Here is an 11,931-nt window from a genome sequence, read left to right as displayed (position 1 = left end):
ATTATACTCGAATATATGATTTTTATAGATACCTGAACCTGCCGGGTTTCATCATTACTGAGCTATTAAAAAAAGAGATTCGATAAGAGATGGTACTGTCATAATTTAGGTGGAGGTTAACAAGTAAATTGGTTTATAAAAATAAAGCAGGATGGTAATGAAACCATCCTGCTCTGTCTTTTGAATACTTATTATATCTTCGAGAAGATCGATATCCGGGTTTTAGAATAATGTTTACTTTCCCTTAAGTTGAACCATCACTTTTATGGTTTGGAAAATTATGCTTAAGTCGTTATTAAAGTTGATGTTTTTTAAATATATAAGATCGTAACGAACCCGGTGACGCATTTCCTGAACATTTTCGGCATAGCCATAATTTACCTGTCCTATAGAAGTGAGGCCGGGTTTAAGTTTAAATAACTTTTTGTAGTTGGGCGATTCTTCTATAAGTTGTTCAATAAAATACTGCCTTTCTGGCCTTGGGCCAACGATAGACATGTCTCCCTTTAAAACATTCCAAAACTGAGGTAATTCATCCAGCCTGGATTTGCGTAAAAATATGCCCCATTTCGTAATCCGCGGATCTTTATCTTTTGACAGCATCGGCACGGCTTGCTCTGAATTTACGTACATGCTTCTGAACTTATACATTCTGAAGGGTTTATGATTTCTGCCAATTCTTTCCTGGCGATAAAAAACCGGGCCTTTTGAAGTTAATTTAGTTATTATGGCTAATGCGATAAACACAGGAAGTCCCGGGATCATTACTAAAAGGGAAAACATAATATCGAAACAGCGCTTGAAAAAAATAATTTTCAGACTGAGCTCAATAGAAGAAGAGAGCTGTATTACAGGGAGATTTTCATAATTGACGATACTGGCATAGCTATTATCAAGTACAAGATCTGAAACCAGTTTAATTTTAATGGAATGCTGGTCGCCCAGGTCAACCAGTTTATTCAATAAAAGCTGATCCATAAATTTGTAGCATATAAATGCTTCATCTGGCCTGGCTTCAAGGATTTTATCAAATAATATTTCATGGGGCAAGCCTTCTATCATTTCTTCAGGTATAGTGGTAATAAAATTATACCCGTATTCCGGATGTCTTGAAAATGATTTTTTTACCCGGTTAACGATATCTGTATTGCCAATTATGATAACATGTTTAACATTATAGCCCTTTTTACGAATATAATCGAGTGTGAAAAAGATTAGAGAGCGTTGGATAACTATGAAGATAAAAAACAAAAGATATGTACAAAACATCACCATTCTGCTTACCTCATAAAGCTTAAAGAAATAAACTATCCCCAGAACCATTACCAGGTGGTACACCATAGAGGACATGAATTTGCTTAAATTGTCACTTAATATCAGGGGTCTCTTTATGATGTAGTTTTTAGTTACCGAAGCGATGGTAATCCAGGTTAAGTTAACTAATAATAAAAAATCAGTTGACTGTATTTCTGACGAGTAGAACGTAAATATAAACAGGTGAGCACATTGCAGTGCAATATTTAATAAGATTAAATCACAAAAAAATGTGAATGGCTGAAGTAGTTTAGAGTAGCGCATTTGCGATCAGGGTTAAGTTGTGCAAATATAATAATTTTACTAAAACGAATCGTTTTTAAATAAAATCAATGTTTGTTAAACTTAATTACGGGGTATTCAACGAGAACGCTACAATTAAAAACTAATTATTCTTTATTTTATTTTGTGTTTTATTATTAATTTGGATAAACAGCTCATTTTTAAATATATCTGTTGATAAAGAAGAAGCATATAGAATTGTTTCTTTAAAATTAAATAATGATTTCAAACACTGTTAAAGATAAATTGTACGAATGAAAAATTTGTACAACGCCAATTAATCTAATTATTTCCAGTAGTATGAATGCATTGACAATCGTTTTAAAACCTGCTTAGGCATTCCTTTATAGAATTTGCCGATTTTATAGCCCAACCATTTTGCAGCTAAAGAAAAGATTGAATTTAGAATAATGGTTTTTTTGTGTCTTATGACATAAACTAATTCAGATCGCATAAATTTAAAACCTTCTCCGGTTGGTTTTCCGAAATCATCAATCAACCATTTATTTTGCTCGTGAAAAACCCGGGTATCAAAATACCTTCTAAATTCCTGTAGCAATGTATATGTATGAGAATGATAAACGATTGCATTGGCAACGTACGCCTTTTTATACCCTGCTGTTAACATCTTAGCAGCAACGATTGCATCCTCACCCATAATTGAATCTGTTGGAAAGCCACCGGTTGCTAAAAGAGCTTCGCGGCGATATGCCGCGAATGAATTTGAACAAAAAAACACTTTGAACCCCATTTGTGCTATGTCTTTGGATGAACGAACATGAGATGTAGCTGGATAGTTGTATAAACGGGCATGGCTTTCTAATATTTTGGCATTTTTATGCGGAAGCTGTCGGCCATATGCCATTCCTATTTCAGCGTCATTAAAAACTTTAATAATATTTAATATGCTATCAGGGGAAGCTAATATTGCATCTTGTGTTAAAAAAATGCATATATCTACATTCCCGGATAAGTCAACAAGTTGTTGTCGGGTTTTACCATGATTAAAATCAGATTTATTGATGTTGATTATTTTAAATCCGAATTGTTCTGCTAAAGAAACTGTGCCATCAGAAGAGCCGGAATCGATTATTATTTTTTCAAATGTATTAAATGATTGATCGTTTACGCTATTTAGTGTATTTAACCACCTGTCTCCGGCGTTAAGAGTAGGGATTAATAATGCAATTTTAAAATGGGGTTTCATAAATTTGCCAATCTGATTGTCTTATATACTTATAGTGACTAACAGATTTCATAAGCCACTATAAGCACAATTTATTGAATTAAAAATTCTATTAATTTGTCCCAATTATTAAAGAAGGGCATTTCAGGGTCGTTAACCTTATTTGAATCAAAAGTTAATTTGCCATCAATTAAAAGTTCCATGTAATAAGCCAGTTCGATAGGGTCATTGGGATTGAAAAATTTTAAAAAATGACAGTTTGCAGCAGCCTCATGAGCATATTTTAAATCTGCTAAAATCATTGGTTTATTTAAACTTTTGAATTCACTTATAGGCAGACCCCATGTTTCAAGCTTTGATGGAAAAACCATGCAATCTATTATATTATACAAACCAAAAATTTCCTCCCGCGTTTTTTTTCCTTCAAATCTGATTTCTTTTATATGTTGATACTTGTTAAATAGAGCCGTTGCATATTTATTTTCATTGCCGGTTATAGAAAGTATAATATCAAAATCAGTTCGCTTTTTAGAAAGCAATGAAGCTGCTTCTAAAAGTGCCTGGAAGTTTTTGGCCACCCTTGGAAAAGCCGGGAAAAAAAAAAGAAACTTTTCTTTCTTCTTTTCTGGTTGGCAAACACCTTCTTTCAAAACCACTTTCGCATCATTAACCGGATAGGCGACAATAGTTTTTACTTTGTAATTGCGCTCAAACTCTTCCCTTAACCATTGTTGTTGAACAATTACATACTCGTTTTTTTTTATGTTTATTCTGTATAAGAATTTGTAAAAGAGGCAAAACATAAAAAATGTAGGGTCAGTAAACAGTTCGTTGCCAGTCATGTTGTAAAAAGGAGCTGGGTTATGGCAATAAACAACTTGTTTGCACGTCACGTTAGGCGTTATATCATGCAAGGCGATCCATAAATCGGGTTTAAATATTTTTTCCAACTTTTTACACTGGTAATATTCAAAGTAAACCCTTCTAATCCAGGAGGTTTTAATTTGAGGAAATTCAACTACATTAAAAGACTCCGCGTAGTCTTTTACCAAAATCACTTTATGAACTAATACAGTAACTTCAATATTTTGCTCGTTGGAAATCTTGTTTAATGATGCTAAACAGTCATTTAAAACGCTTAAGGGCCCCCCCTCATTAAAGTTAACGGCAGATACAACAATTCTTTTTAAATTACCTTTTCCCATTTTTGTGTTTCAAAATTATATTTTTTAATAACCCTGGCAGGTGTGCCAACAGCTATACTATAAGGAGGAATAGACTTAGTTACAACGGACATGGAACCAATAATACAGCCCTTTCCAATATTTACTCCCGGTAAAATGGCAGTAAATTCACCAATCCACACATCATCTTCAATATTAACAGCACTTCCGGAAAGTGGTCTTTTATTGGGCGCCGTAAGAGGGGAGCTATGTCCTGCAGGGTCAGAATAGTTGCCATGATTATGGTCGGAAATAAAAACGTTACTGGCTATTAATACATTATTGCCAATTTTTACTGAATATCTGGCACCTATGTGAACAGAATTATTGATTACAATGTTATTTCCAAATTCAATAATTTTTTGCTTCTTTGAATAGTCTATGTCAAATACAGTTACTTCAATTCTGCAGTTTTTTCCGGTAGTGAGCTTTTTGCCAAAATCTATAAATTTTTTTCCTCTAATTTCGATAGGTAGCCTGATAAGTCTTGCGTTTTTATAAAATAGCAGTGTGTTTATATATAGGAAGGAATTAATAATGCAACCTTTATAACCGTATGTTTTAATAGCTATTTTTATTTTATTTAGCATGTTGAGAAGAATTTGCACTTACAAAAGAGAGAGAATATTAGGATGCCAAAACTAATCTTTCAGCATTCGATTTTAACCTTAAAAAATAGTAGATAAATACAAAAAAGTACATCTCGGCCGGAAAGTAATGACCTTCCCTAAATAACTTATATAAAAAATACAAAATTATCCCTCTTGATATCTGGTAATTATCCTGATATCCACAATAGTTTTTTATTATAAAATAACAAACGCCTATGAAGCCTATTAAGCCCAACTCAGATAATATCCTGAGTGTTAATGAGTCGGCATCTGTTGAATTAATAAACATTAACTCTTCATTATCACTATACCCCTCAATGCCTGTTATGTTATAAATATATTGTTTGCTGCTTAATGGGTGGGACCCAATACCATGGCCAATAAAGACATTTGATTTTAAAACCTGGAACGTAACATATGAATTGGTTGCTAATGCCAAAGTACTTGAATTTACGTTGGATACATCAAATTCATTAAATATTCCGAAAGTGTCGTTCGCCCTGAATTTAACATTATCGATATAATTGTAAGCCAAAAAACCTATTAATACGGATACGAAAGTGAGTGTAATAGTTGCAAATATATTTATCTTCTTTTTGATGATTACAAAACCTATCAGCATTCCTATATAACCAATTGAAGACATGCTCAATAAAAAAGCTACTATTATGACAATAAATTTTTTTCTATATTTTACAAAATTGGTCATATAATAGTAATATGCTGGCAACACTATACCGGTAAAATGTGCTGGCTCCTGCAACAAGCTATGTAGCCGGTATGAACTATCAAAACTTACTAAAATAAAAAATAGAGGTATGCCAATTAGTGATAAAATAAAGCAAATGTTACAGTATTTTAAAAAAATATCTTTAACGTCGAGCTCATAACATAGGAAAAAATTGTAGAAATATATGCTCATGAATGAGATTCCAAATACCTGAAAAACGATTTTTGAAAATTGGTTATTGTATAAAAAGATAGTGCCAATGCCTACGACAAAAATATATATCAAGCTGTAAAGCCAATATTTGGGAACCGTAAGAGTGCCCCTTATTTGTTTTATGATAAAATAATTGCAAAAAATTATTATATAAACAAATTTAAAGTCAAATCCGATATTAATATATAGTGATTCCGAAAAAACACCAAGCAAGGTACTATATATCAAATAATTTTTCATCGCGCTCAATGGAAATGATTTCAGAATCAGTATTTTGATTTTATTTATGTATTTGTAAAAATAAAGCTCATTACTTTGATAAATAACCTCGTGTTTTCCTTAAAAAAAACATCATTATACCCACATAAAAACGTATATAAGCTTTTAGCATTGGTACATGCTTTGAATCTCGTTTTGCTTTTAAAACCTCTTTAAAAAGAAATAGACCTTTGCTACTCACGCCGCCTTCTCTCATCTTTACTGTTATTGTATTTATAAAGCCGCTTTTTAAATTTTGCCCGGCTTTTAATAATAACGCATAATCGCCGGCACTTCTGTACGATTCATCAAAGCATCCATATTTTTCGAAGAAGTTTCTGTTATGCAAAGCGCCGCAATGAATAGTTACCATTGTATCGTTGAACCCTCTCCAATACCAGGGTTTCCCAACGAGGCGTAACACATTCAGATCTTTATCTACGTATTCCATAACCGACGATACGAAATCGAATTCAGCTTTTTGCTGATTATAATTAATGTAGGTAACGTAGTTTTCTATTGCATTATTTAAATAAATATCATCTGCTCCCAAAAACGAAATCCAATCACCCTTTGCACTTTTCAATCCTTTGTTCCATGCATTATAGATTCCCTTATCCGGTTCACTAACCCAATAAGTTATATTTTTGTCGTACTTCCTTAATATTTCTACAGTGCCATCTGTAGATCCGCCGTCTATAACTATATACTCTATATTTGTATAAGTTTGGTTAATTACACTACAAATGGTTTGTTCAATTGTGCTCGCCGAATTAAATGAAGATGTTATAACGGTAACTAAGGGTTTGTTCATTACTAACTATATAATATCAATTGATAAAAACTGTCAAATATTATTGTAGACATTGGCATACGCATTTGCAACATTAATACTTTTACACTCAAGGAGTGGCTCAATATCCGGTATATATTTTGCGGGATTAACTAAAACATTTTTTAGCCCGGTTTTTATTGATGAAATTGAATCTGGATTAACAAGCTGGCTGTTATGGTAATATTTTTGCCGCGCATAAGCTTTATCAGCAATAATTAAAGGTTTGCGTAACACGGCTCCTTCAAGTAAGGCAATGGGCTGTTGTTCGGCAAAGCTTGGTAAAGCCAATGCTGTACAATTAGCAAAATATTCGATTAGTTCATCAGAGTTTTCTTTTAATCCTTTTACCCATGTAATGTTATCGCTTTGTTTTATAATGCTATTCAATTCATCTGCATATTTTTCTTCTCCATTTAATACCTTACCAATCAAAAACAAAGGTATCTTATCATCAGCACAGCTAATTGCTAAATTGACTTGATTTTTACGATTACATATATTGCCTACCGCCAATATGTAACCGTTTTTTGAATTTTCTCCGGGCTTGTAATTAAAAAACTTCTCATCTACTACGTTGGGTATTATACAAACTTTATGGGCTGGTATTTTTAAGTATCTATAACAAACTTCTGCTTGTTTTTCATTTACTACAACTACAGTATCAATGTTTGGTAGCATTTCTTTAACCAGCCTCTGTTTATAAATAAAGGATGATAAGTGGAATTTAAATTTTTGAATGTTAGATTCGTAATAATTTAAAAGCGCGGTGACTACCACCTTTTTTTTGGCTCTTTTTGCCCAGTAAACATTTTCATAGTTGGCCATATCAAGGCCCCAGCAATGTAAAATATCAAAGTTGTCGTCCCTGTCCCATACATCAAGTTTACTGACATTCATGCCAAGTTGTTTAATAGCATTGAATGTAGATAACATTTGTATTTCGAAGCCGCCAAATGCGAAACTATGGGGCTGATATGGCAAAAATTTAATTTTCATAAATTAATTCATCTGAAATTTTATTAAATACCCCATTTACCATTTCGGCAGATAAAAACTGGTTGTAGGCTTCACAATACTTTTCACTGTTAAAGTCATTGTTATTATTGACTATTTTTAAAATTAAATTAGTTAAACGCTGTTTGTCCTCAACGGGACATACATAATCTAATGAATTTTTGCTGAAAAACTGGGTAACCGAACTATATTCGGGCCCATAAATAAGTATTGGTTTTTGATACTGAATGATTTCGGCAACTTTTTGAGGAAAAGATGTTTTTACAATTTGTATATCTTCTTTATCAAATGAATATGGTATGATAAAACACTGGCAATTGTTATAAATTTCCATCAATTCATCGCGATTATTAACTGTGGAATAAAATGTAGTAAAAGGATTGAAATTTAAACTATAGTATTCATTTATATTTGTATAGGTTTGAACCTGAAGTTTTAAATCTTTATTACATTTTCCACTTAAGTTTATCTCGTTAAGAATAAATGATAAATCTAATAATGGTTTATTATATAAAAAACTTAGCCCCCCCGTAAATAAAAATGTAAAGGACTGCCGCGGTGCATGTTTAGGCAAAGGAGCGCGTTTTACAAAATGAGGCAATAAAATATAACTTTTTTTGCCAAATTGGCGTAAATAAGTGTCTTGAAGTCCCGAACTAATCGTTATCAAAAAATCTGAGTTTTTGATTGCTTTCGGAAGTAATTTCCTAATAAGAGAAAACTCTATTTTTTGATGTAATTTTCTGTTTATCAATTGTAAATCATCAACAATATAAAGACCGTGTTTAGCTCGGCGGAATAGAAGCTTCAAGATCAGGAATTTCCACAAGGGCCCTGAACTTACTCCAACAAGCGTGACCACCATATTCCCCGGCTCGTTAATAATTCGACCGATCTTTTTTAAATTCAGAATGAAAGAAAAAGATACAATCAACTTGTTTATTCCTTTGATCTTATAAAACTTCTTTAATTTTTTATCACATACATGAACATCTACGCTGGAATTATCAGCTTTTATATCTTCTTCACCAACGTCCGGAGTATTACAAAAAGTAATTAGTTGGAGATTTTTGCCTTTAACAGCTAACAAAATATTATACAATAAAACAGAAATACCAGAACCCTTACTTTTTAGGGCTGGATTTTCAGAAAAAAAAATCAATTTATTTTTGTTCAAAGTCGGAAAATTTAGGTTGATAAAATCCGAAAGGTGAAATTACCTGGCTTGTGCTTTCTCTTTTTTTTATAACTTTTGCGGGAACACCTACAGCAATTGTATAAGGTGCGATATCCTTGTTTACTACCGAACCCGCACCAATTACTGCGCCTCGGCCAATTGTAACTCCGCCTAAGATAGTCACATTAGCTCCAATCCAGTTTTCTCCTTCTATTTTTATTACCTGGTCTGTTAAGGGTTCGTAACTGCTGGTATTATGTCCGCCAGCTATGATGGTTAGGCCAATAGCTGTTTGTACGTAATCACCAATAATTACTTTATCAAAAGCCCAGATTTTATTGTAGTGGCCGAATGAACAGTTAGCTCCAATGGCGATGTTCCCAGGATAAATGAATCTAAAGCCACGGTCAATAAAACAGGGAGATGAGATTGTTATCCCCAGGCATTTTAATATAAATATCTTTAAATTCCTTATTCCATTCGTTTCGAAAGTGATTAGATCAACCATATTCAAAACAATCATGGTAACTAACGATATTATATCCTTATAGATTTTTTTCATTGGTCTAAACTTATTTAAGTTGCCTTTTTAAAAAGATAGGAAACATCACAGTATTAGGGATATAAACTATTATCTGTACTAAAAAAGCCCCCAATACGCCCATTTGTAAATAGTGACAAAAATAATAATAGCACGGGTAAATGATTATGGCAGCTATTACAAAACCAATAATCTGAATGAAAATAGCATTCATTCCATTTAAGAAGTAAGCATATATATTGTTGTAAAAAAGCTGTAACATCGATAACATGGCAACAGTACTTACGTATCTGCCAACTATAATTTTGTCATGTCCAAAAAACGAATAAAAGCGAGTGTCAAAAAGCAATAAGGTTAAGCCAAACAGAATAAAGAAAAGAAAATATAATTGTGTTTTTTTTAGTAACCTGTTGATCTCGAGGTAGTTGTTAGTGCCATAATACATAGCCACTTTCGTCCATATGGGATTTAAGGCCACGATTGAAAAAAGGGTGATAATATTAAAGTACTTATTAACAAGATTGTACACTGCCACGTCTTCGTATGATAGAATGATACCGATAAAAAGATTAGTAGAAAAAAAAGTTAAAACAACTAAACTTGACAGTATAAAGAATTTAATATTATTACCCAATAAGTTTTTTTTAAAATAATTATAGTTTAATAACCTTAATGAAAAATTGTATTTGAATTTCATTTGTCTTAAGTAGATTATCGGTAATAAAAAACTAAAAACAACGTCAGTTACCAAAACTGCCAAGCCATAATTTAAAATAGAAATATCCTGTTTTAAAGTATACGCTAATACTAAAATAATAATAGTACAAAGACTTGAAATTACAGAAATGACTATAGCCATGTAAGCCTTTTGCAAGGCGGTTAAGATAGTATTATAATTATTTGAAAATAGTTTGATGCCAAATATAATCAGGGATATAAAAACAAGGTTATTAATGTCAGTTTTGTTTCCATGCTTTATTTTTAAAAGTGTAGAAAAATCACAAACATTAAATAATACGGTACTTAAAATAAGGAATATCACACTTATGAGAAGGGTAAAAGCAAATGAGTTTGTTAAAATGGTTCCGCGCATATTATTCTCATTTTTTGAGCTTAGATCGATTGCCAAAACATTACGAAGTGTATTTTGTGCACCAAAATCAAATAAGGTTACCCAAGAGTACAGCGCAGACACCGTTAACCATACCCCATAATCATTGGGGGATAATACTTTGAGGGAGAAAGAAAGTAGAATTAAGCTTAACAGGGTATTAACGCCCCGGGCAATTATGGAAATAATTACATCCTTCCCTAAATTGTTTTTATAACTTTTTACTATAAATTGATTGTATACAGTTTTTATAAGGCCCAATTGATATAAATGATGTTTTAAAGATGATTATTGTTAATCTATTAGGTGGAATTTATTTGGCTGCTTGTTTTTTGAAAAGCGAACCAACTATTAATAATATAAAAATAAATATAAAGCCCAATATAAAACCTAATGTTAAGCCTTTGATTTTACCAATAAAATTCTTTGTAAGTGGTAATACAGGTTTATCAATAACTTGTATCAAAGGAGTTTCCTGTCTTAAGGAAACTTTAGCAAGTTCCAGGTTTTTAACAACTTCAGCATAAATGGCTGAACTGGCCTGCACATCTATTTGTCTCTTTTGTGATGGAACTTTAAGTGACGTTAATAAAGGATTTGCATTAGGGGCTGCATCAAGAGCAGAAGCAACTCCAGTTATTGATGCATTTAAGGCTTTTTTGACGCTATCTGCTTGATGTTGTAAAATGGACACATTTTGATGTTCTTTCTTAGTTTTAGTTTGCGTGTAAAAGGTATTTACGTTTTCTACCAAGGCATTTGTAAATTCTTTGGCAAACAACTCATCATTAACTACCACGCTTACCCGAATAATACTCAGTTTTTTATCGGGCTTTGCCACAGTCAAAACCCGTTTATTAAAATATTCAACTAAATCTGTTATAATACTATCTTGTGTTCTGTTAAATTTTTCAGGGTCTCCAGAAAATGTAATATTGGAAGTGTTTTTCTTGCTTTTCCATTTCTCACGAAGTTCATTTGCTTTTATATATCTGTTTATCAACAATTGTTTCTGACCATCAATACTTACTTCAGATAAAAGTGTTTTTTCTATCATCGTTCTTGACCGGTATAGCTCCAGGATGTTGTCGCCTTGAAATATTCCATCAGAACCTCCATTACCAACATTTATGCCGGCTAAACTGGCCAGGCCTGCATATTGTCCAAGCCCCCCACCTTTGCCCGACTCTTCTAAAACGAAAGTACAAACGGCTGTGTAAGTTGCTTTTTTGTAAATAGCATAAGCCAAGCCAACTATTGCTCCCAATAATGAGATTAATAAAACAGTAATCCACTTGGTTTTTATATATTCAATAGCTGATTTTATTTTAATACTTATATCATTAAAAGATAGTTCATTTGCTTTCAAAACAGCCGGGTATTGGCTTTCTTTGCTCATAAGTTGGTTTTAATATGTCTTTATATTAAAAAAAGTA

11 protein-coding genes are annotated in these 11,931 nt (G+C 32.4%); all 11 read right to left on the bottom strand.

What is annotated here, in order from left to right; translation table 11 throughout:
- Positions 1-234: 234 nt before the first annotated feature.
- Positions 235-1,578: a sugar transferase gene (locus MusilaSJ_RS05210; RefSeq protein ID WP_274988996.1), complete on the bottom strand. Its 1,344-nt coding sequence runs from the start codon at positions 1,576-1,578 to the stop codon at positions 235-237.
- Between the two features lie 304 nt (positions 1,579-1,882).
- Complete coding sequence (locus MusilaSJ_RS05205; protein WP_274988995.1) at positions 1,883-2,803, bottom strand: glycosyltransferase family 2 protein; 921 nt, start codon at positions 2,801-2,803, stop codon at positions 1,883-1,885.
- A 71-nt stretch (positions 2,804-2,874) separates the two neighbouring features.
- Positions 2,875-3,987, bottom strand: a complete 1,113-nt coding sequence (locus MusilaSJ_RS05200) for a glycosyltransferase (RefSeq protein ID WP_274988994.1) — start codon at positions 3,985-3,987, stop codon at positions 2,875-2,877.
- Entirely contained in the window at positions 3,969-4,595 is a 627-nt protein-coding gene (locus MusilaSJ_RS05195; protein ID WP_274988993.1) for an LbetaH domain-containing protein, read from the bottom strand. Before MusilaSJ_RS05195 ends, MusilaSJ_RS05200 begins: the two co-directional genes overlap by 19 nt.
- A 37-nt stretch (positions 4,596-4,632) precedes the next feature.
- Positions 4,633-5,325 carry an O-antigen ligase family protein gene (locus MusilaSJ_RS05190; protein ID WP_274988992.1) on the bottom strand — a complete coding sequence of 231 codons (693 nt, stop codon included), beginning with the start codon at positions 5,323-5,325 and terminating at the stop codon, positions 4,633-4,635.
- Between the two features lie 544 nt (positions 5,326-5,869).
- Positions 5,870-6,631, bottom strand: a complete 762-nt coding sequence (locus MusilaSJ_RS05185) for a glycosyltransferase family 2 protein (RefSeq protein WP_274988991.1) — start codon at positions 6,629-6,631, stop codon at positions 5,870-5,872.
- 33 nt (positions 6,632-6,664) lie between these two features.
- Positions 6,665-7,648, bottom strand: a complete 984-nt coding sequence (locus tag MusilaSJ_RS05180) for a glycosyltransferase family 4 protein (protein WP_274988990.1) — start codon at positions 7,646-7,648, stop codon at positions 6,665-6,667.
- The gene (locus tag MusilaSJ_RS05175) at positions 7,638-8,843 is read right to left on the bottom strand and encodes a glycosyltransferase family protein (RefSeq protein ID WP_274988989.1); all 1,206 of its coding nucleotides are present in this window, start codon (positions 8,841-8,843) and stop codon (positions 7,638-7,640) included. Before MusilaSJ_RS05175 ends, MusilaSJ_RS05180 begins: the two co-directional genes overlap by 11 nt.
- Positions 8,830-9,405: an acyltransferase gene (locus tag MusilaSJ_RS05170; protein ID WP_274988988.1), complete on the bottom strand. Its 576-nt coding sequence runs from the start codon at positions 9,403-9,405 to the stop codon at positions 8,830-8,832. The genes MusilaSJ_RS05175 and MusilaSJ_RS05170 overlap by 14 nt, the downstream gene beginning before the upstream one ends.
- A gap of 10 nt (positions 9,406-9,415) precedes the next feature.
- Positions 9,416-10,756, bottom strand: coding sequence for an MATE family efflux transporter (locus tag MusilaSJ_RS05165; protein WP_274988987.1), 1,341 nt, complete (start codon positions 10,754-10,756; stop codon positions 9,416-9,418).
- Positions 10,757-10,808: 52 nt separating this feature from the next.
- A complete protein-coding gene (locus MusilaSJ_RS05160; RefSeq protein ID WP_274988986.1) occupies positions 10,809-11,894 on the bottom strand; it encodes a GumC domain-containing protein in 1,086 nt (361 codons plus the stop codon).
- Positions 11,895-11,931 lie beyond the last annotated feature (37 nt).

It is taken from the genome of Mucilaginibacter sp. SJ (assembly GCF_028993635.1).
Lineage (GTDB): Bacteria > Bacteroidota > Bacteroidia > Sphingobacteriales > Sphingobacteriaceae > Mucilaginibacter.
Note: the sequence above shows the minus strand (reverse complement) of the source record. Positions and strands in the feature narration are given on the sequence as shown.

Coding starts and splice junctions, on each gene's coding strand:
- MusilaSJ_RS05180 (WP_274988990.1), bottom strand. CDS start 7,648: ATGAAAATTAAATTTTTGCCATATCAGCCCCATAGTTTCGCATTTGGC.
- MusilaSJ_RS05190 (WP_274988992.1), bottom strand. CDS start 5,325: ATGACCAATTTTGTAAAATATAGAAAAAAATTTATTGTCATAATAGTA.
- MusilaSJ_RS05210 (WP_274988996.1), bottom strand. CDS start 1,578: ATGCGCTACTCTAAACTACTTCAGCCATTCACATTTTTTTGTGATTTA.
- MusilaSJ_RS05170 (WP_274988988.1), bottom strand. CDS start 9,405: ATGAAAAAAATCTATAAGGATATAATATCGTTAGTTACCATGATTGTT.
- MusilaSJ_RS05195 (WP_274988993.1), bottom strand. CDS start 4,595: ATGCTAAATAAAATAAAAATAGCTATTAAAACATACGGTTATAAAGGT.
- MusilaSJ_RS05160 (WP_274988986.1), bottom strand. CDS start 11,894: ATGAGCAAAGAAAGCCAATACCCGGCTGTTTTGAAAGCAAATGAACTA.
- MusilaSJ_RS05205 (WP_274988995.1), bottom strand. CDS start 2,803: ATGAAACCCCATTTTAAAATTGCATTATTAATCCCTACTCTTAACGCC.
- MusilaSJ_RS05185 (WP_274988991.1), bottom strand. CDS start 6,631: ATGAACAAACCCTTAGTTACCGTTATAACATCTTCATTTAATTCGGCG.
- MusilaSJ_RS05200 (WP_274988994.1), bottom strand. CDS start 3,987: ATGGGAAAAGGTAATTTAAAAAGAATTGTTGTATCTGCCGTTAACTTT.